13 protein-coding genes are annotated in these 20,785 nt (G+C 64.5%); all 13 read right to left on the reverse strand.

The features are described 5' to 3' along the window. Nucleotides 1-38: 38 nt before the first annotated feature. Nucleotides 39-1,415, reverse strand: a complete 1,377-nt coding sequence (locus CFE35_RS10440; protein ID WP_292930536.1) for an L-serine ammonia-lyase — start codon at nucleotides 1,413-1,415, stop codon at nucleotides 39-41. Further along, the gene (locus CFE35_RS10445; RefSeq protein ID WP_292930537.1) at nucleotides 1,412-1,921 is read right to left on the reverse strand and encodes a prolyl-tRNA synthetase associated domain-containing protein; all 510 of its coding nucleotides are present in this window, start codon (nucleotides 1,919-1,921) and stop codon (nucleotides 1,412-1,414) included. Before CFE35_RS10445 ends, CFE35_RS10440 begins: the two co-directional genes overlap by 4 nt. Beyond that, nucleotides 1,918-2,445 (reverse strand): sarcosine oxidase subunit gamma family protein, encoded by a 528-nt coding sequence (locus CFE35_RS10450; protein ID WP_292930538.1) that lies wholly within the window; start codon nucleotides 2,443-2,445, stop codon nucleotides 1,918-1,920. Before CFE35_RS10450 ends, CFE35_RS10445 begins: the two co-directional genes overlap by 4 nt. Further along, a complete protein-coding gene (locus CFE35_RS10455) occupies nucleotides 2,438-5,302 on the reverse strand; it encodes a glycine cleavage T C-terminal barrel domain-containing protein (protein ID WP_292930539.1) in 2,865 nt (954 codons plus the stop codon). The genes CFE35_RS10450 and CFE35_RS10455 overlap by 8 nt, the downstream gene beginning before the upstream one ends. Further along, a complete protein-coding gene (locus CFE35_RS10460) occupies nucleotides 5,299-5,571 on the reverse strand; it encodes a sarcosine oxidase subunit delta (protein WP_292930540.1) in 273 nt (90 codons plus the stop codon). Before CFE35_RS10460 ends, CFE35_RS10455 begins: the two co-directional genes overlap by 4 nt. A gap of 10 nt (nucleotides 5,572-5,581) precedes the next feature. Beyond that, nucleotides 5,582-6,835 (reverse strand): sarcosine oxidase subunit beta family protein, encoded by a 1,254-nt coding sequence (locus tag CFE35_RS10465; RefSeq protein ID WP_147157922.1) that lies wholly within the window; start codon nucleotides 6,833-6,835, stop codon nucleotides 5,582-5,584. Further along, the gene (locus CFE35_RS10470) at nucleotides 6,832-8,079 is read right to left on the reverse strand and encodes an aromatic ring-hydroxylating dioxygenase subunit alpha (protein ID WP_292930541.1); all 1,248 of its coding nucleotides are present in this window, start codon (nucleotides 8,077-8,079) and stop codon (nucleotides 6,832-6,834) included. Before CFE35_RS10470 ends, CFE35_RS10465 begins: the two co-directional genes overlap by 4 nt. A 4-nt stretch (nucleotides 8,080-8,083) precedes the next feature. Next, nucleotides 8,084-10,591 carry an FAD-dependent oxidoreductase gene (locus tag CFE35_RS10475; RefSeq protein WP_292930542.1) on the reverse strand — a complete coding sequence of 836 codons (2,508 nt, stop codon included), beginning with the start codon at nucleotides 10,589-10,591 and terminating at the stop codon, nucleotides 8,084-8,086. Between the two features lie 254 nt (nucleotides 10,592-10,845). Beyond that, nucleotides 10,846-12,510, reverse strand: coding sequence for an APC family permease (locus CFE35_RS10480; protein WP_292930543.1), 1,665 nt, complete (start codon nucleotides 12,508-12,510; stop codon nucleotides 10,846-10,848). Beyond that, nucleotides 12,507-14,174 (reverse strand): choline dehydrogenase, encoded by a 1,668-nt coding sequence (betA, locus tag CFE35_RS10485; RefSeq protein ID WP_292930544.1) that lies wholly within the window; start codon nucleotides 14,172-14,174, stop codon nucleotides 12,507-12,509. The genes CFE35_RS10480 and betA overlap by 4 nt, the downstream gene beginning before the upstream one ends. Next, complete coding sequence (gene betB / locus CFE35_RS10490; RefSeq protein WP_292930545.1) at nucleotides 14,161-15,570, reverse strand: betaine-aldehyde dehydrogenase; 1,410 nt, start codon at nucleotides 15,568-15,570, stop codon at nucleotides 14,161-14,163. The genes betA and betB overlap by 14 nt, the downstream gene beginning before the upstream one ends. A 190-nt stretch (nucleotides 15,571-15,760) precedes the next feature. Further along, on the reverse strand, nucleotides 15,761-18,217 hold the full coding sequence (locus CFE35_RS10495; protein WP_292930546.1) for a TonB-dependent receptor: 2,457 nt from the start codon (nucleotides 18,215-18,217) through the stop codon (nucleotides 15,761-15,763). A 211-nt stretch (nucleotides 18,218-18,428) separates the two neighbouring features. Then, nucleotides 18,429-20,771 (reverse strand): transketolase, encoded by a 2,343-nt coding sequence (locus CFE35_RS10500; protein WP_292930547.1) that lies wholly within the window; start codon nucleotides 20,769-20,771, stop codon nucleotides 18,429-18,431. Nucleotides 20,772-20,785: the final 14 nt, after the last annotated feature.

The raw sequence follows: 20,785 nt of genomic DNA on the forward strand, positions 1-20,785 counted from the left end.
GTATCAAGCGGATCAGTGGCTGTCGATGGTCCTTCGCGTCAGCACTCCACGACGTTGACCGCGAGCCCGCCCTGCGAGGTTTCCTTGTACTTGTCGCGCATGTCGAACCCGGTCTGGCGCATCGTCTCGATCACTTTGTCGAGGCTGACCATATGCTGCCCGTCGCCCAGCAGCGCGAGGCGGGAGGCGTCGATGGCTTTTACCGCGCCCATCGCATTGCGCTCGATGCACGGGATCTGCACTAGGCCGCCGACCGGATCGCAGGTCAGACCCAGATTGTGTTCCATGCCGATTTCCGCCGCGTTCTCGATCTGCGCATTGCTGCCGCCCAGCACTGCCGTCAGCCCGGCCGCCGCCATCGAGCACGCCACGCCGACTTCGCCCTGGCAACCGACTTCCGCGCCCGAGATGGAGGCATTGCGCTTGTAGAGCGCGCCGATTGCCGCCGCCGTCAGCAGGAACACGCGCCGGCCGGCCACATCGCCGCGATAGCACCGCTCATAGTAGCGCAGTACCGCCGGGATGATGCCCGCCGCGCCATTGGTGGGCGCGGTGACCACACGGCCGCCCGCGGCGTTCTCCTCGTTGACCGCCATGGCCCAGAGGTTGATCCAGTCGAGCACCACCAGCGGATCGCTCAGCGCCGCCTGCTGTCGCGCGACGAGTTCCGCCGCGATGGCCTGTGCGCGGCGCTTGACCTTGAGCCCGCCCGGCAGCGTTCCGCCTTGCGAGGTGCCGCGATCAATGCAGGCCGCCATCGTATCGGCCAGCAGGTCGAGCCCTGCTTCCACCTCGGCAAGGGGGCGCAGCGCCGTCTCATTGGCCAGCATCAGCTCGGCAATGGTCAGCCCCGCCTCGCCCGCCATCTTGATAAGTTCATCGCCGGTGGTGAAGGGATAAGGGACCGGCGCAGTATCGCCCGCAGGCGCATTGCGGCCCGCCTCGTCCTCATCCAGCACAAAGCCGCCGCCGACCGAGTAGTAGAACCGGCGCAGCAATAGCGCGTCGTCTGCGCCGTAGGCGTTCAGCGCCATGGCATTGCTGTGGAAGGGCTGCCGCTCGCGCTGGTGGAAATGGAGATCGTCCGCCGGGGCAAACCGCACGCGGTGCTTGCCGAGCAGGTCGATGTGCCCGGTCTCATGCACCGCCGCGATCTTGCCGGGCGCGGCGTCGATATCGACCCCGGCAGGCGTCTCACCCATCAGGCCCAGCAGCACGGCGGTATCGGAAGCGTGCCCCTTCCCCGTCAGCGCCAGCGAGCCATAGAGATCGACTTCCACCCGCAGCGTATCAGCCAACAGCCCCCGCTCTTCGAGCAGAAGGCCGAACCGCCGCGCGGCCACCATCGGCCCCACGGTGTGCGAGCTCGAAGGCCCGACGCCGATCTTGAACAGCTCGAAGGTCGAGACGGTCATGCCTGATCGACTGGCGCACGTTCGGGAATGACGGCAATCAGCGGATCATGGCCCCATGCCGCCAGCGAGCGCACGAGATCGGCCCCGGAAAGGCCGATGGTCGCCGTGTTGCGCAAGGGATGAACATGCACCGCATCCGCCGAAGCAAGCTCAGTATCGAGCACCACGCGCACCGCGCTGCCGGTATCATTGAGCGCGGCCAAAGGCGTCACCGCACCCGGCGTCACCCCCAGCAGGCACTCCATGTCCTCGGCCTTGCCGAAGCTCAGCTTCTTGGCGCCGATCACGCCCGCCAGCGCCTTGAGGTCCACGCGGCGCGAATGCTCCACCGTGACAAGCCAGAACTGCCCGCCTGCGTCCTTCAGGAACAGGTTCTTGGTATGCGCGCCCGGCAGCGCGTCATGGATCGCAAGGCTTGCCTCGACCGTGAACACCGCTTCGTGCTCGAGGATAGACCATGCGATGCCCAGTGCGGCCAGCGCATCCTTCAGCGCAGCGTCACTCACTTGGCACCATGCATCGCGGCGATGAAGGCGTTCCACAGCCAGGTCGCAAAGCTGCACCACACTTCGACGTGCCAACGATCCTCGGCCTCGCGCCAGATCACGACTTCCACGGTCTCGAACACCGTCCGCGTCGCGCGGCCCACGCCCATGTTCGCCAGATCGAGCGGACAGCCGCTCGACAGCACCGCGAGCGCCCGCGGCCCGTCCAACACCAGACCAAGCGCGCGCGAAGACACGTCCACCACGCTGACGGGCAGCCCTTCACCGCGCGCGAGGTCGAAGTTGTCCGGCAGCACAACATACCATTCGTCAGGCCCGAGGCAGGCGATCCCGGCGTCCGTATCGCCGATCTTTTTCGGCACTTCGCGGCCCAGAACGCCTTCCAGCACCTTCGGATCGCGCGCGCGCATCGAATAGCGCACTTTGCCCCCGGTATGCGAGAGCGTCACGCCATGGGCTGCGACCGGCTCGGTGCCCAGCTTCAGCTCTGCCGCCGAAACCGCGATTTCTGCGATCTCAACCATTGAGGCAGCTCCCTTCGGCATCATAGAACATCGGCGTCACCACCTTGGCGCTGATCGTCTTGCCGGGCATCGGGATATGCAGCGTCTCGCCCATCCGGTCTCGCCCGCCCGCCACCAGCGCCATGGCGATGGAGCGGCCTAAGGTGGCGCTGTGATACGACGAGGTCACGTGCCCGATCATCGTCATCGGCACCGGCTGATTGGGGTCGGCCACGATCTGCGCGCCTTCTTCCAGCACCGCCTGCGGATCATCGGTGAGCAGACCAACCAGCTGCTTGCGCCCCGGCGCCACGATGTCCGGACGGCTCAGCGAGCGCTTGCCGACAAAGTCCGGCTTCTTCTTGCCAACCGCCCAGCCCAGCCCTGCATCGTCCGGGGTCACCGTGCCGTCGGTATCCTGCCCAACGATGATGAAGCCCTTCTCCGCACGCAGCACGTGCATCGTCTCGGTGCCATAGGCCGCCGCGCCGTGCTTCTGCCCCTCAGCCCAGATCGCTTCCCACACCATGCGGCCATGCTCGGCAGGTACGTTGACTTCGAAGCCCAGTTCGCCGGTGAAGCTCACGCGGAACAGGCGGGTTTCGACGCCGCAAATCTGCCCCTCGCGCACCGCCATGTGCGGGAACGCTTGCCCCGAAAGATCGATGCCTTCCACCAGCGGCGCAATCACGTCGCGCGCCTTCGGACCTTGCACCGCGATCACCGCCCACTGCTCGGTCGTGCTCGTCAGCCACACGTCGAGGTCGGACCATTCGGTCTGGAGGTAATCCTCCATCATGTTCAGCACGCGCGCCGCGCCGCCGGTCGTCGTCGTCAGGTGGAAGCGGTCAGGCGCAAGCCGCGCAGAAACGCCGTCATCGATGATGAAGCCGTGCTCGCCCAGCAGCAGGCCATAGCGGCACCGCCCCGGCTCCAGCGACTTCCACGGGTTCGTATACATGCGGTTGAGGAATTCCGCCGCATCCGGCCCCACAACTTCGATCTTGCCTAGCGTGGAAGCATCGAAAATGCCGACCGACGAACGCACCGTGCGGCACTCACGCGCCACGGCTGCGTCCATGTCCTCGGACCCTTGCGGGAAATAGCGCGCTCGCCGCCACTGCGCGACGTTCTCGTAGACCGCGCCGTGATCCGCGGCCCAATCGTCGATCACGCTCTTGCGCAAGGGCTGGAACAGCGCTTCCTTGTGATGCCCCAGCATCGCGCCGAAGCTCTGCGGCGTGTAGGGCGGGCGGAACGTCGTCAGGCCGATCTCGGTCACGGGCCTGTGCAGCACGCCAGATGCGATCTGGAGGCCGTTGAGGTTCGAGGTCTTGCCCTGATCGGTCGCCATGCCGTTGGTGGTGTAGCGTTTGATATGCTCGATCGAGCGGAAGCCTTCCTGCACCGCCAGGCCGATATCGCGCGCCTTCACGTCGTTCTGGAAATCGACGAAGGCCTTGCTTTCATGCAGCGGCTTGGGCGCGGGCAGAAGCCCACCGGAAAGCCCCGAGCCGAAGTCCCACGCACCCGCGCAGGCACCCACGCAGCGCAGGTTCTCATGGGTCTTGTCGGGCACATAGGCACCCCAGCTTTCATCCCAGCGCAGCGTGCCCTTGGCGTGGCTCCACAGGTGAACGGTCGGCGTCCAGCCACCGGCCATGAGCAGCGCGTCGCATTCCAGCTTCTCGCCCTTGCCGACGCCTGCCAGTGCGATGGTCACGCCCTTCACGGCAAGGCTGCCTGAAACCGAAGTCACCGCATAGCCCGGATAGCAGGCAATACCCGCATGGCGCGCAGCTTCGGCGAGTTCCGGCGCAATCTCGCGCCGCAGATCGACAATCGCGGCAATGTTCACGCCCGCCTTGTGCAGCGCCAGCGCGTCGTGCCAGCCGCTGTCATGGATCGCCATGACGACCACCTTGCGGCCCACCGCCACGCCGTATCGCAGGGCGAAAGTCCGCGCTGCACTCGCCAGCATCACGCCGGGCACGTCATTGCCCTCGAACACCAGCGGGCGTTCGATAGCACCCATCGCGAGGATGACCTCACCCGACCGGATGCGCCAAAGCTTCTCGCGTGGGCCTTCAGCCTCATCAACCGAAAGGTGATCGGTCAGCCGCTCTGCCGCAACCACGAAGTTCTGGTGATAGTGGCCGATGGCCGTTGTGCGCGAGAGGACCGTGACATTGTCCATCGCCGCCAGCTTGGCGGTTGCCTTTTCAAGCCACGCCCACTGTGCCGGATCGGAAAGGGCGCCGCCGCCGATTTCTTCCTGCTCGTCGATCAGAATCACCCGGCCGCCATTCGCCGCGGCTTCCAGCGCCGCCGCAATGCCGGCAGGACCAGCGCCAACGATCAGCGTCTCGCAGTGCGCATAGGTCGCGTCGTAGTGATCGGGATCGCGCGTCGTCGGGCTGTCGCCCAGCCCTGCCAGACGGCGGATGATCGGCTCGTAGACCTTCTCCCACGCGGCGCGGGGCCACATGAAAGTCTTGTTGTAGAAGCCCGCCGGGAAGAACGCGGAGAGCATGTTGTTGACCGCGATCAGGTCGGTCTTGAGCGTGGGGAAGCGGTTCTGGCTCGTCGCGTTGAGCCCATCGTGCAGCGCTACCGAAGGTGCGCGCAGGTTGGGCGTAACGCGGCCCGGGCCGCGGTCCACGGTCACCAGTGCGTTGGGCTCTTCCACGCCCGCACCGAGGATGCCGCGAGGGCGGTGATACTTGAACGAGCGCCCGAACAGCATCTGCCCTTGTGCCAGCAGCGCAGAAGCGAGGCTGTCCCCTGCATAGCCCCACTGCGCCTTGCCATCGAAGGTGAAATTGCGCTTGATGCGGCGATCAACGCGGCCGCCATCCGCCAGACGGAAACCACTCACTTGCGCGGCTCCCCGGCCTTGTAGGTTGTCTCGAACACGTCGGTCACCGTATCGCGCACCGCATTGAAGAAGCGCCCGCAGCCATGGGAATGCCGCCACCGTTCATGGTGCCGCCCGCGCGGATTGCTGCGGATGTAGAGGAATTCCTCCCACTGCTCGTCCGAGTAGGTCGAAGGATCGACCGGTCGCGCGATATGCGCCTCGCCGCCATAGACGAACTCCACTTCGGGGCGCGCCTCTTCGCAATAGGGGCAATGAATCAGGATCATGGCTTGTGCCTCAGTGCGCGACGGCGGCGGCAGCCGCTTCGTCGATCAGCCGGCCATTGCGGAACCGGTCGAGATTGTAGGGCGCGTTGATCTTGTGCGGTTCGTCGTGCGCCATGGTGTAGGCGAGGAGATCGCCCGCCCCCGGCGTCGCCTTGAACCCGCCGGTGCCCCAACCGCAGTTGACGTAGAGCCCCTTGACCGGTGTCTTGCCGAGGATCGGCGAGCGGTCCGGTGTCACATCCACGATGCCGCCCCACGTGCGCAGCATCCGCATGCGCGTGAAGATCGGGAAGATCTCGCAGATCGCCGCCAGCGTATGCTCCACGATGTGGAATGCGCCGCGCTGCGAATAGCTGGTGTACTGATCGGTGCCCGCGCCGATCACGAGTTCGCCCTTGTCGGACTGGCTCATGTAGGCATGGACGGTGTTCGACATGACGACGCAGGGGAAGATCGGCTTCACCGGTTCGGACACCAGCGCCTGCAGCGGATAGCTTTCGAGCGGAAAATCGAGCCCGGCCATCTTCATGACGAGCGAGGTGCTGCCCGCTGCCGAAACGCCCACCCGGCGCGAGGCGATGAAGCCGCGCTCGGTCTCGACGCCTTCGATGGCCCCGTCCGCGCCGCGGCGGATGCCCGTCACCGCGCAGTTCTGGATGATATCGACGCCCAATGCCGAAGCCGCGCGCGCATAGCCCCAGGCCACGCTGTCATGCCGCGCGGTGCCGCCGCGCCGTTGCAGCGCGCCGCCCAGCACCGGATGGCGCGTGCGCGGCGAGATATCGATAGGCGGGCAATAGGCCTTGCACTCTTCCGGGGTCAGCCATTCGTTGTCGACGCCGTTGAGCCGGTTCGCGTGGATGTGCCGCTTGAAGCTCTGCACATCATGCACGTTGTGCGCGAGCATCAGCACGCCGCGCTTGGAATACATGATGTTGTAGTTGAGGTCCTGGCTCAGCCCATCCCACAGCTTGACCGCGTGATCGTAGAGATGCGCGCTCTCGTCGTAGAGGTAGTTCGAGCGGATGATCGTGGTGTTGCGCCCGGTGTTGCCGCCGCCCAGCCAACCCTTCTCGATCACCGCAACGTTGGTGATGCCGTACTTCTTGGCGAGGTAATAGGCCGCACCAAGGCCGTGCCCGCCCGCGCCGACGATGATCGCGTCATAGCTCGCCTTGGGGGCCTTGTCCGGCCAGTGCTCGGGCCAGCCCTGATGGCTGCGGAACGCCTCGCCAATCAGATTGAAACCGGAAAACCGCTTCATCGCGCAGTTGCCTCCAGCGCGGCCTTGCTGCGCTCGACGTAAAAGGCCTTGAACGCGTCCACCAGCTTCTCCTCGACCGAATACATGCCCGGACGATAGCCATCGCCCTTGATGCCAGCGTGGTTGACTGCCGAAAGATGGCTGTCCTGCGCGTTGGTCGCGCGCCACACTGCGGCGAGGTTATCCACGTCGTAATCGACGCCTTCAACAGCATCTTCGTGCACGAGCCACGTGGTGCGCAGCAAAGTCTTGTCCGGTCCCAGCGGGGTGAGCGAGAACGTGACCACGTGATCGCAGCAGAAGTGGTGCCAGGAATTGGGCTGCGTCCACACCGAAAGGCTGGTCTGCTCCTTGTCGCCATGCGGCCAGATCAGCTTCTTCGAGGCCGGCTTGCCATCCAGCGTCTGCGTCACCGCACCGTTCGCCAGCGGCAGGCGGGCCACGCGGTGCCACCAGTTATCCGGAAACTCGACGAGTTCGTGGAAGATACCGAGTTCCTGCCAGCGCTGGCGCTGCGCTTCCAGCATGGCATCGAAATCAGCGTCATCGACAACGTCGTTCTCGCCGTCCTCGGGGAGCCCCTTGCCAAAGCCATACGTCGAAAGCGACTTCATCAGTTCGGGATGGCTCGCGTCGCAGTGATAGCACTCGCGGTTGTTTTCCATCACGAGCTTCCAGTTGGCGGGCTCGATCAAGTCGTCCTGCACCGCCACCTTCAGCTTCGTCATGTCGTAGATGGCGATCTGCTCTTCGATATCGGCCTTTACGCGGTCAATCGGCGGTGGATTGTCCGAAAGGCACAGGAAGATCAGCCCGCCGATGTTCTCGAGCGCGACGGGACGCAGGCCATTCTCGGCCTTGTCGAACTCCTCGGGCATGTTGCGCGCGGCCAGCAGCTTGCCATCGAGCGAGAACGTCCACTGGTGATAGGGGCAAACCAGCCGCGCCGCCTTGCCCGCGCCTTCGCACAGCTTTGCGCCGCGGTGGGTGCAGCTGTTGTGGAAGGCTTTGATCTCGCCCTCCTTGGTGCGCACCACGATCACCGAGGTATCGCCCAGCTCGAACAGGAAACGATCACCCGGGTTCTTCACATGCGCCACGGTGCAGGCATAGAGCCACACCGACTTGAGCATGACCTCGGTGTCGAACTTGTAGGCTTCCTCGCTCACGTAGAGCTTCTGCGGCAGGGTGAAGCCGGGCTTGTCTGCCTTCAGGCTGGCGGCAATCGCGTCAAAATGCATCATGGGATCAGCTCCGCAATGCGTTGTTGTCCGGGTCGAACGGCGAATCCGGGATGATGACCGCGCGGTGCGGCTCGCCCAGGATCACGATTTCCAGTTCCGTGCCGACGGTGGCATGTTCGGGTGCGACCATCGCGAGCGCAAGGCTCTTGCCGCAACGCCAGCCATAGCCGCCCGAAGTCGCGCGGCCAACCAGCGTGCCATCACGCAGGACTGCTTCGGAACCGCGTGCATCGGCATCGGTCACGCCCAGCACTTCGAGCGTGACGAACTGCCACTTGAGGCCCGCTTCCTTGCGCGCCAGCAGCCCTTCACGGCCCTTGAATGCGGGCTTCTTGAAGCTGACGAAGCGGTCCAGCCCGCTTTCGAGCGCAGCATATTCGATCGACAGCTCACGCGGGATCAGCTTGTAGCTCTTCTCGATCGCCATCGCAGTCATCGCGCGGATGCCGAACGGCTTGATCTGGAACTCCGCACCCGCCACCATGATCTTGTCGAAGATGTAGTTCTGCATCTCGATCGGGTGGTGGATTTCAAAGCCCAGCTCGCCGATGAAGTTCACGCGCAGCAGATCGACCTTGGCGAGCCCGAGCGAAACCGACTGGCCGGTGAGCCAGGGGAACGCGCCGTTCGAAAGATCGGCGTGGGTCAGCTTCTGCAGCACATCGCGCGACTTCGGACCTGCCACCACGAGCACGCCCATCGCCGTCGTCAGCCGCTCGAAGCGCACCGAACCGTCGGCCGGCAGGGCCTTGAGCAGATAGTCCTGATCATGCCGCTCCAGCGCGCCCGCCGAAACGAGGTAATACTGCTGCGGCCCCTTCTTGTAGACGGTGAACTCCGCGCGCACGCCGCCAGCGTCGGTCAGCAGATAGGAGAGCGGCACTCGGCCGATCTTCTTGGGGACCACGTTGGAAAGCAGGCCATTGAGCCAGTCTTCCGCGCCGGGGCCGGAAATCATGCACTTGGCAAACGCCGACATGTCCTGAATGCCCACATGCTCGGTAACATGGCGACATTCGTTGCCGACATGCTCGAAGTAGTTCGAGCGGCGGAACGACCACTTTTCGCGGATCGGCTCGCAGGGCACATCGGGATGATTGTGGTTGAGGATCACGTCCGGCTTGTCGAGCTCCGCCTCGCTCAGTTCATAGCCTTCGGGCGCAAACCAGTTGGGGCGCTCCCAGCCGAACACGCTGCCGAACACCGCGCCCAGCGCCTTCATGCGGTCGTAGCACGGGGTGCGGCGCAGCGGGCGCGCAGCCTCGCGCTCTTCGTCCGGATAGTGGCAGGTGAAGACCTTGGCGTAGGCTTCCTCGTTCTTCTCGATGAGGTAGCCCTCACCCGCATAGTCGCCAAAGCGGCGCGGATCGACGCCCATCATGTCGATGCTGGGTTCGCCTTCGACGATCCACTGCGCCAGCTGCCAGCCCGCGCCGCCCGCAGCGGTGATGCCGAACGAGTGACCTTCGTTGAGCCAGAAGTTCTTCTTGTCCCACGCCGGGCCGACGATGGGTGAACCATCGGGCGTATAGGCGATCGCGCCGTTGTAGACCTTCTTGACACCGACTTCGCCGAACGCGGGCACGCGCGCCATGGCGGAGAGGATGTAGGGCTCCAGACGCTCGAGCGCGTCGGGGAACAGTTCGTACTCGCTGTTGGCCGCCGGGCCTTTGACGTAGCAAGCGGGCGCGCCGACTTCGTAAGGCCCGAGCAGCAGGCCGCCCGCTTCCTCGCGCATGTACCAACTGGCGTCAGATTCGCGCAGGACGCCCATTTCCGGAAGGCCGGCCTTGCGGCGCGCCATGATTTCGGGGTGCTGTTCGGTCACGATGTACTGGTGCTCGACCGGCACGACCGGGATATCGAGACCGATCATCTCGCCCGTCTGGCGCGCGAAGCTGCCGGTGGCGGAGACGACGTGCTCGCAAGTGATCTCGCCCTGATCGGTGGTCACAACCCATTCGCCGTTGGCCTTCTGGGTGATGCCGGTCACGGTGGTGTTGCGGTAGATCGTCGCGCCGCGCTGACGGGCGCCCTTGGCCAGCGCCTGCGTGAGATCGGCGGGCTGGATATAGCCGTCAGCCGGGTGCTGGATCGCACCGAGCACGTTCGTCATGTCGGCCAGCGGCCAGATCGCCTTGACCTCGTCCGGGCTGAGGAAGTTGACCTCGACCCCGATGGTGCTCGCGACCCCGGCGTAGTACTTGTACTCGTCCATGCGGTCGCGCGTAGTAGCGAGGCGAATGTTCGAGACGTTGGAGAAGCCAACGTTGAGTTCAGTCTCGGCCTCAAGCGAGGGATAGAGCTCAACCGAGTACTGGTGGAGCTTGCCCACCGAATACGAGAGATTGAACAGCGGCAGCAGGCCCGCGGCGTGCCAGGTGGAACCGGAGGTCAGCTCCTTGCGCTCGATCAGGACGCAATCGCTCCAGCCCAGCTTGGCGAGGTGATAGAGCGTGCTCACGCCCACCACACCGCCACCGATGACCACTACCCGCGCTGTCGTCTTCATGATGCCCCTTGGCCTTCCGCTTTTTTATCAGAATGCCGTTATGCCAGCCGCGCGCGCAAGTCAGAACCGCTCTTTGCAGCCATCGCAAAGACTAATGCTGGGTATTAGGCAAAAGAACCCCTCCGACCTACCTTTCGGCAGGCCACCTCCCCATTTGTGCCTCCGGCAAAAATAGGAAGGAGCAGGTAGGTCCTCCCCATTTTTGCGCAGCACAATTGGGGAGGTGGCTCGCGAAGCGAGCCGGAGGGGTTCTTCTAGCCGACCACCACAGGCAGCTTCGCCAGCGAATGCGCCGCAAACACCACCAGCGCAGCGCCCGCCAGCGCCGCCCACGGCAGCACCCCGGCCCGCTTCACAGCAGGGCTTTCCGCAAAGTCTTCCGACAGCGCGGCCGGGAACACACCCTTGTCCTGCACATAATGGCGAAAGGCGAAGACCGGCAGGATCAGCAACACCCCGATCAGACCATTGCGCAAAGTCCCCGCGCCATAGACATCCGCCCCTGCCCCCATGAAGGCCATGTTCACGAAGCCCAGCACCGCGCCCAGCCCCAGCAGCCATGTCGGGCAGCGGAACGGGCGCTCCCAGTTGGCGCGGTCCATGCGGTGGATCCAGCCCGATTGCAGGTTGAGGAAGTTGAACGCCATGTAGCAGACGTTGGAAATCATCAGCACCGCGAAGTAGTCCGAGGCGAGCAGCAGCACGAGGTTGAAGGCAAGGTCGGTCCACATCGCCGCCGTCGGCGCGCCGTGGCTGTTCACCCGGCCGAGGTACTTGGGCAGCCAGCCATCGACTGCCGCCTGATAGAGCGTGCGCGAGGAGCCCATCATCGAGGTCATCACGATCAGCAGCAGCGAAAGGATCAGCATCGCGATGAACAGGTTGGCGACGATGACCGCGCCGCCTGCCGTCACGCCCAGCCCCTTGGTCACGATGGTGGCCAGCGCCAGCGCCACACCGGAGCCGTCACCGATGCGCGGGTCCATCATCGCTTCCAGCCCCAGCGAGGCCTGAAACGCCAGCGGCACCAGCGCGAAAATCACGATGCACAGGATACCCGAAGCGATCAGCGCGCGCGGGGTATCCTTCGCCGGGTTCTTGAACTCGCGGGTATAGCACACCGCCGTCTCGAACCCGTAAGTCGACCAGCCCGCGCCAAACATCGCGGCGGCCATCAGGGTGAGCCCATAGCCGTCCCACGTGCCGAAGTGGGCGTGGCCAGCCGCATCGCGCACCAGCGGCAGGATCGGAAACAGGTTCTGCGTCGGCAAGTCACCCGTGATCAGCGGCATGAAGCCGACGAGGATCAGCGGCGCAAGGCAGGCAATGCCGAGGATTTTCTGCGCATTCGCCGCCTTCGCCGCGCCGCCGTGCTGAAGCGCGAACGTCAGCAGCAGAAACGCCGTGCCGATGATCGAGACGGCATTGATCCTGAGGGTCAACTTGTCGCGGATGAAACCAAGATCGAGGAGCGTGATGTGCCAGGTGTTGATCGCGCTATCGGGCGCGAACAGGCTCGCCATGATGTAGCCCGCCGCCAGACTTGTGCCGAGCGTCAGTACCGGCGACCACGCCAGCCAGTTGCACCACACCGATATCGGCGCGACGAACTTGGAATATGGGAGCCACGCCGCCGCGCCATAGACCGAGGCACCGCCCGACTTGTGCGGATAGAGCCCAGCGATTTCGGCATAGACGAAGCTCTGCAGGAATCCCATCATGATCGAGGCGATGAAGATCACCCAGCTGGGCTGGCCAATCATCGTGGCAATGCCGCCGATGGTCAGCAGCACCCCCGCCGGAACCCCGGACGAAGCCCAGAACGCGCCCTTCCAGTCGAGCGAGCGGTGCAGCTCGCCGCTTTCCTCGATCCCGGCCCCCTCGATTCCGGCGACGTCGGTGATCGCGGCGCCGCTCATCGCTGAGCGGTTTCCCAGTTCGGCGCGACATAGTAGGGCGCGTTGGACGGGGCGAGCATGTCCTTGCCGAGTATATGGTCCGCGCCCTTCTCGCCGATCATGATCGTCGGCGCGTTGAGGTTGCCGGTGGTGACCGACGGCATGACCGAGCTGTCGACCACGCGCAGGCCCTCGACGCCAATCACCCGCAGTTCGGGATCGACCACGGCAAACGGATCATCCACCGCACCCATCTTGCAGGTGCACGATGGGTGATAGGCGCTTTCCACCTTCTGGCGCACGAATGCGTCGATGGCCTCGTCGCTGGTGACGTCAGCACCCGGCTGAATCTCGCGGCCCCGCCACGGTTCGAATGCGGGTTGCTGGAAGATCTCGCGCGTCAGCCGCACGCAGGCGCGCATTTCCTCGATATCGTCGGGATGGCTGAGGTAGTTGAAGCGGATCACCGGCTTGTCGGCTGGATCGGCGCTGCGCAGCGTGACGCTGCCCCGGCTCTTCGAACGCATCGGGCCGACGTGGGCCTGAAATCCGTGCTCGCTCGCAAGCGAATTGCCGTCGTAGCTGACGGCCATCGGGAAGAAGTGGTACTGGATATCGGGATAGCGGATGCCCGCCTTGCTGCGGATGAAGCCGCAAGTCTCGAAATGGTTGGTCGCCCCCAGCCCCGATTTCAGGAACAGCCAGCGCGCGCCGACCAGCCCTTTGCCGAAGAGATTCGCGTATTTGTAGAGCGTGACCGGCTTGGTGCAGGCCATCTGGAAATAGAATTCGAGATGATCCTGCAAGTTCGCGCCGACCCCCGCGCGGTCTGCCACGACCGGAATGCCATGCTGCGCCAGTTCCGCCGCCGGGCCGATGCCCGAAAGCTTGAGCAGTTGCGGCGAGTTGATCGGCCCGCCCGCAAGGATGACCTCGCGATTGGCCTTCACGATGGACCGCTTGCCATAGCGTTCGATCTCGCCGCCAACCGCGCGCTTGCCTTCCATCACGACTTTCGTCGCCAGCGTATGCTGCAACACGGTCAGGTTCGGCCGCCGCATCGCCGGGCGCAGATAGGCCTTGGCAGCAGAGCACCGCTCGCCATCGCGGACGGTCATGTCCATGCGGCCAAAGCCTTCCTGACGATACCCGTTGACGTCATCGGTCAGCGCGTAGCCTGCCTGCTTCGCGGCATCGAGCCACGCCTGATTGAGCGGGTTCTGCAAGGTGCCATAGCGCGTATCGAGCGGCCCATCGCCGCCGCGATATTCGGTGCCGCCTTCGTCGCGCTTCTCCGCCCGGCGGAAGTACGGCAGCACCGAGGCGTAGTTCCAGCCCCGCGCGCCTTCCTCTTCCCACCGTTCGAAATCGAGCGGATTGCCGCGAATGTAGACGAGGCCGTTGATCGAGGACGATCCGCCCAGCCCGAGCCCACGCGGCGTATGCAGCACGCGGCCATCGAGCCCCGGCTCGGGCTCGCTTTCATATTGCCAGTTCCACCGCGCGGTGTTCATCGGGATCGCCAGCGCGCTCGGCATCTGGATGTAGAGCGACTGGTCGGAGCCGCCGGCCTCCAGCACCAGCACCTTGTGCTTGCCATCCGCCGAGAGCCGGTCGGCCAGCACGCAGCCGGCCGAGCCCGCGCCGACGATCACATAGTCGAAATCCCCGTCAGTAAGGGGCATCGATCGGCTCCATCGCGACATAGACGCCCTTGAGGCGCGTGAAATGGTGGATCGCCTCGCGGCTGTTTTCAAAGCCGATGCCGGATTGCTTGAACCCGCCAAACGGCATCTCCACCGGGCAGATGTTGAAGGTGTTGATCCAGCACGAACCCGCATCAAGCGCCGCGATCACCCGGTGCGCGCGCGTCAGGTCATTCGTGAACACACCCGCCGCGAGGCCGAACTCGGTATCGTTCGCCCGGGCGATCACTTCGTCTTCACTGTCGAACGGCAGCACGGTCATGACGGGGCCGAAGATTTCCTCCCGCACCACGGTCATGTCGTCGGTGCAGGCGGCAAACACCGTCGGTGCCACGAAGAAACCTGCTGCCGGTACGCCTTCCGTCACGCGGTGGCCGCCGGTCAGCACCTCGGCGCCCTCGGCCTTGCCCTTCTCGATATAGCCCATGACCTTGTTCATGTGCGCTTCGGAAATCAGCGAGCCCATCTGAGTTGCGGGGTCCATCGGATCACCCAGCTTGATCCGCTCGGTGCGCGCCTTCAGGCTTTCGAGGAACTGCGGCATCACGCTGCGCTCAACGAACACGCGCGTGCCGTTGGAGCAGACTTCGCCCGCCGAGTAGAAGTTCGCCAGATGCGCGCCCGAAACCGCGTTTTCGATATCGGCATCGGCGAAAATGATCAGCGGCGATTTACCGCCAAGCTCCAGCGTCACGTTCTTGAGCGTCGCCGCCGCCCCCGCCATGATCCGCTTGCCGGTGGGCACGCTGCCCGTCAGCGAGATCTTGGCGATGCCGGGATGCTCGGTGAGCAGCGCGCCAGTCTCGCCAAAGCCGTGCAGCACCTGAAACAGGCCCTCGGGCAGGCCCGCCTCAAGGTAGATCTTCTCCACCTCGATCGCGGTCAGCGGGGTCAGCTCCGAAGGCTTGAAGATGATCGCATTGCCGCAGGCGAGCGCTGGCGCAGATTTCCAGCAGGCGATCTGGATCGGATAATTCCACGCGCCAATGCCGGCGCAAACGCCCAGCGGCTCGCGCCGGGTGTAGCCAAATGCCGCCGGCCCCAGATCGAGATGCTCGCCGGCAATCGTCGGAGCGATGCCCGCAAAGAATTCCAAGCAATCGATCCCCGAGACGACATCGACGACCAGCGTTTCCTGGATCGGCTTGCCGGTATCGCGCGTTTCCAGCGCAGCCAGCTCATCGTTGCGTTCGCGCAGGATTTCAGCGGCGCGGCGCAGGATCCGGCCGCGCTCGGTGCCGGTGCGCTTGGCCCATTCCTTCTGCGCGGCTGCCGCCTTGGCAACGGCGGCATCGACTTCGGCCTTTCCGGCGATGGGCAAGGTCGCCAGCACTTCACCGGTGGCGGGATTGATCGTCTGGAAGGTGTTGCTCATGCGCTTGTTTCGCTGCTTTCATATGGAAGAAAAACCCCTCCTTCAGCGCTTCGCGCTGCCACCTCCCCATTTGTGCCTGCGGCAAAAATGGGGAGGACCTTCTTGCCCTCCCCATTTTTCCCTGAGCTTGTCGAAGGGGCAAATGGGGAGGTGGCCCGCCGCAGGCGGGTCGGAGGGGTTCTTCTTCTACTTACTTCCCGAAGTGCCACACCGCGTTGACGCCCCACGTGCGCGGCTTGGCATAGACGCCCGTGGTATAGCCCCAGTAGGTCGAGGCATCGAAAGCGTAGACGCGGTACTGGCGTTCGAACACATTGTTCACGAAGAACGAGAGGTCGAGGTTGCTGTCCTTCGGGGTGAAGCCAACCCGCACGTTCTCCACGTGATAGGCCTTCTCGCGCTCCACCGGCGCGCACATCACGGTGAAGCAGAACTTGCCTGTGTAGAGCGCATCCGCCTGCAGCGAGGCGCGGCCGATTGCGGTGTCGAACTCGTAACGCACGAGCGCGTTGCCCGCGAAACCGGGCGCCTGCGGCAGGTCGCTGGTCTTCACCGTCACGCCATCGGGCAGCAGCACGCCCTTGACTTCGCTGTCCTGCACCGCGCCCGAAAGCTGCAGCGTCAGACCGGGGATCGGGCGGCTGGTGATGTCCGCTTCGATGCCCTTGATCTTGGCCGGCAGGTTGCGCACGACCTGCGCGGCGAACACCTGCACGAAGGCCTGGTAGTTCTTGTAGTCGTAGTAGAACGCCGCGAGATTGAACTGCGTGTTCCCCGGCAGCTTGGCCTTCACGCCCACTTCATAGGCGTTGAGCGTTTCGGGCCGATACGGAATGTTGTTGAGCACGTCGACGAGCTGCGTCGGGAACGGCGTACCGGTCGAGAAGGTGAACCCGCCAGACTTCGAGCCACGGTTGTAGCTGGCGTAGATCAGCGTATCGTCGCTGGGCTTGAAGTCGATTTCGGCGCGGGCAGTCACGCCCTTGAAGGTCGGGTTCGCCGCATCCGGCGTGGTCGTCACGCCCGAAGGCAGGCCGCTCTTGAAGCTCCACGTACCCGGCGTCACCGTGCCGGTCGTGTCGTTGTAGCGGATATCGTCCGGCCCGAAGTGCAGCGAAAGCGCGTAAGGCCCGGTCGGCGCGATGGCATCATAGACGCCGCGCTTCTTGTCCTGCCAATAGCGGATGCCGCCGATCAGCTTCCACTGGTCATTGATCTTGAATTCATCCTGCGCGAAGAACGCGAAGCTTTCCGTGCGCTGGCTGAAGCGCACGTTCGGATCGTACTGGATGAACGGCACAGCATACTTGGCGGCAAACTTGCCGTCGATGATCATGCCGAAGCCGCCGAAGGTCAGGTAGTTCTGGCCGAACGTGGCGGCAGCGCGGATTTCCTGGCTCACCTGGTTGGTGCGCGCGCGCTGGAAGAACACGGTGCCGCTCTCGTAGCACGTCACGCTCTGCGCAGGCGCGGGGCACGGCCCGGGCGCGCGCGGAATGCCCTGCTCCACGTAGGGGAACTCGGGAACGCTATCACCCTGTTCGATGTAGAACTTCTTGAGGTGCTGGTAGTCGGTAATCGAGGTCACATCGAACGCGCCAATCTTGGCATCCATGCGCAGCGTGGCGCCGAACACGTCGCGATCGACATAGGCATCGTTCGTGCCCGCCGTGCGCCACGGATTGCCGCCCTGCGAAGGCGTGATCGCCGGGTTCTTGTACCCGTTGCCGGTCGTGCCGACGACACCCCAATAGGAACAGGCCTCGTTCGGCCCGAGGAATTCACCCTGGAACTGCGCGTTGGGGCAAGTCGGCTCCAGCGAGTAGATGCCTGCCTGCCGCTCGCGGTCGGCCTTGGCATAGCGCACCGTCAGCTTGGCCTTGAAGTCGCTGCTCGGCTTCCACTGGATGATGCCGCGCAGCGCCCAGTGGTTGTCCGCGCCGCGATCCGGCTGGCCGGGCGTGATGTTCTGGATGTAGCCGTCATCGCGCGTGTACTGGCCCGAAACGCGCGCCGTCAGCGTATCGGACAGCGCGCCCGAAAGCGCGCCTTCCAGCACGACCTGATTGAACCGGCCATAGGTCGCCGAAACGTAGCCATCGAGATTCTCGGTCGGCTGCGCAGAGATGAACTGCACCGCGCCGCCGGTGGCATTGCGGCCAAACAGCGTACCCTGCGGACCGCGCAGCGCTTCGACGCGCGCAAGGTCGAACACCGGAAAGCTCGCCGCGGTGATCGACGAGGTATAGGCATCGTCCTGATAGACCGCGACCGGCGGCTCCTGCTGATCGCCATAGTCGTTCTGCGAGACGCCGCGAATGTTGTAGACCACCTGGCTCGAGCCATAAGCGTTGAACTTCAGGTTCGGGATCGCACGCACGACATCGGTGGCGTTGACGATGTTGAGCGACTTGATTTCCTTGGCGCTCAGCACGCTGACGGCGATGCCGACATCGTTGAGCTTCTGCTCGCGGCGCTGCGCCGTGACGACGATTTCGCCGGTCTGTTCAGGCGTGGCTGCGGTTTCGGCGGTGGCCTGTGCTTCCTGCGCAGAGGCCGGGGTGGCCAGCAGGCCCAGCGTGATGGCCGCAAGGGCCGTACCCGCCTGCATCGCGCGGCGGATGGTGTTCGTGTCCGTCATGGTCATGTTCTTTCTCCCCGGAGGACAGCGTCCCTCCCGCTTCTCCAGATGCGCAAGGACTGCATCAACGCCGGGAGCCGCGCAAGCGCGTGCACCGCGCGCCAAACCGAAAGCTGACGCGCGGTGCATTACTGCAACAACAATTTCAGAGACTTAAGCTTGAAAGGTCGAATATCTGACGACTAATAGTACCCATTAGATATCGGAATGCATCCCGCTATCCCTCCAGAAACAGCTCCGCCGCCGCATCGATGATCGCATCGGCATCAAGCCGGTAGGTGCGATAGAGGTCGGGCAGGTCGCCGGTCTGGCCGAACCGGTCGACCCCCAGCGGGCTCACCCGCATACCCTTCACAGCCCCGAGCCACGACAGCGCTGATGGCGAACCGTCAATCACCGTCACCAGCCCCGCCCCCGGCGCCAGCGCGCTCAGCAGCGTGTCGATATGGCTTGGCTGCGGCTTCTTCCCCGTCCAGCGCGCTGCACGACGCGCCGACCAGCCCCGGTGCAGCAGATCGGGCGAGGTCACATTGAGCAGTCCGAGGCCCGGCAAGTCTTCCACCAGCGTTTCCCATGCAGCCATCGCCTCGGGCGCAATCGCGCCGGTAAACACGATGGCGGCTTCAGCGCCCGGTGCAGGACGCTTGAGCCAGTAGGCCCCCTTCAGCGCATCGGCTTCCCAGCTCTCGTCCTCGCGCACCACTTGGGTGATCGAGCGTGTGCTGAGCCGCAGATAGACCGAAGCGCCATCGGGCTTTTGCATGTGTTCAAAGGCATGGCGCATCATCAACGCCACTTCATCGGCAAAGGCCGGTTCGAAGTAATCGAGGTTTGGCTGGCCCATCCCGATCAGCGGCGTGCCTATCGATTGGTGCGCGCCGCCTTCCGCGCCCAGCGTCAGCCCCGAAGGCGTGCCGACCAGCAGGAACCGCGCATCCTGATAGCAGCCATAGTTCAGCGCATCGAGCCCGCGCGCGATGAATGGGTCGTAGACCGTGCCCACAGGCAGCAGGCGCGTGCCGAAATGCTGCGCCGAAAGCCCGAAGGCCGCCAGCACGAGGAAGAAATTGGTTTCGGCAATCCCGAGTTCGACATGCTGCCCGGCGCTATTGCCCACCCACTTCTGCGCCGAAGGAATACGCGCGGCCTGAAAAACGTCCTTGAGTTCGCTCCGGCGAAACAGCCCGCGCCGGTTGACGAAACCGCCAAGGTTGGTGGTCTGCGTCACGTCGGGCGCGGTCGTCACGATGCGGTCGCCCAGTGCATCGCCCGGCCGGGCAAGGTCCATCAGGATGCGCCCGAACGCGCTTTGCGTGGATTGCTCCTCGCCCTCGGGCACCGGCAGCCGCGCGGGCACTGGGATGGCGGGAGGGCTATGCTCGGCAGGTTTCACCGCCAGCGCGCTACGCTCGACAAAGGCCTTCAGCTCAGCCGCGACATTGTCGCCCAGACCGCCCCACGGCTCCCACTCCGAGCCCTCGGCAATACCCATGCTCGCGCGCAGCCCCTCGATCTGCGCGGTGTTCATCATGCCCGAATGGTTGTCCTTGTGCCCTGCAAGCGGCAGGCCATAGCCCTTGACCGTGTAGGCAATGAACAACGTCGGCTTGTCGTCATTGGCCTCAGCGAAGGCTTCCACCAGCGTCTCGGCGCAGTGTCCGCCAAGGTTGGTCATCAGCTGCGCCAGCGCGGCATCGTCGAAGCTCTCGATCAGCGCGCGGGTCTTGGGCAGATCGCCCACATCCTTCATCAGCCGCTCGCGCCATGCCGCGCCGCCCTGATAGGTCAGCGCGGCGAACTCGGCATTGGGGCAATTGTCGATCCAGTCTTCCAGCGCCGCCCCGCCGGGCTTGGCGAAAACCGCCTTCTGCAGCTTGCCGCTTTTCAGCGTGATCACCCGCCAGCCGCAGGTTTCGAAGATATCGTCGAAGCGGCGGAACATGCGGTCTGCGGTCGTCGCATCCAGCGACTGGCGGTTGTAATCGACCACCCACCAGCAATTGCGGATATCGTGCTTGTAGGCCTCGATCAGGCACTCATAGATGTTGCCCTCGTCAAGCTCGGCATCGCCCATTAGCGCGATCATCCGGCCCGCATCGGCCTCGCTCATGTGCCCCTGCGCGATGCAATAGTCCTGCACCAGGCTGGCAAACGCCGTAATCGCCACGCCCAGCCCGACCGAGCCGGTGGAGAAATCCACCGGGATCTGGTCCTTGGTGCGCGAGGGATAGCTCTGCATCCCCCCCAGCCCGCGAAACCGCTGCAATTGCTCCAGCGACTGATTGCCCAGCATATAGTGGATCGCGTGCAGCAGCGGCCCGGCGTGCGGCTTCACCGCCACTTTGTCTTGCGGGCGCAGCGCGTGGAAATAGAGCGCGGCCATGATCGTCGACATCGAGGCGCAGCTGGCCTGATGCCCACCGACTTTCATCCCGTCGCGCTTCGTGCGGATGTTGTTCGCGTTGTGCACCGTCCACGCCGAAAGCCAGCGCAGCCGGGCATCGAGCGTTTCGATGGCGGGGATCAGATCAACTTTTGGATCGGCAAGAACGGTGGTCATGACAGGCTACGGGT

Source organism: Novosphingobium sp. PASSN1 (genome assembly GCF_002278815.1).

Bases quoted from the DNA above. Each gene is read 5' to 3' on its own strand.
- CFE35_RS10450 (WP_292930538.1), bottom strand. From the start codon at position 2,445: ATGGTTGAGATCGCAGAAATCGCGGTTTCGGCGGCAGAGCTGAAGCTG.
- CFE35_RS10475 (WP_292930542.1), bottom strand. From the start codon at position 10,591: ATGAAGACGACAGCGCGGGTAGTGGTCATCGGTGGCGGTGTGGTGGGC.
- CFE35_RS10460 (WP_292930540.1), bottom strand. From the start codon at position 5,571: ATGATCCTGATTCATTGCCCCTATTGCGAAGAGGCGCGCCCCGAAGTG.
- CFE35_RS10465 (WP_147157922.1), bottom strand. From the start codon at position 6,835: ATGAAGCGGTTTTCCGGTTTCAATCTGATTGGCGAGGCGTTCCGCAGC.
- CFE35_RS10500 (WP_292930547.1), bottom strand. From the start codon at position 20,771: ATGACCACCGTTCTTGCCGATCCAAAAGTTGATCTGATCCCCGCCATC.
- betB (WP_292930545.1), bottom strand. From the start codon at position 15,570: ATGAGCAACACCTTCCAGACGATCAATCCCGCCACCGGTGAAGTGCTG.
- CFE35_RS10440 (WP_292930536.1), bottom strand. From the start codon at position 1,415: ATGACCGTCTCGACCTTCGAGCTGTTCAAGATCGGCGTCGGGCCTTCG.
- CFE35_RS10480 (WP_292930543.1), bottom strand. From the start codon at position 12,510: ATGAGCGGCGCCGCGATCACCGACGTCGCCGGAATCGAGGGGGCCGGG.
- CFE35_RS10495 (WP_292930546.1), bottom strand. From the start codon at position 18,217: ATGACCATGACGGACACGAACACCATCCGCCGCGCGATGCAGGCGGGT.
- betA (WP_292930544.1), bottom strand. From the start codon at position 14,174: ATGCCCCTTACTGACGGGGATTTCGACTATGTGATCGTCGGCGCGGGC.
- CFE35_RS10470 (WP_292930541.1), bottom strand. From the start codon at position 8,079: ATGATGCATTTTGACGCGATTGCCGCCAGCCTGAAGGCAGACAAGCCC.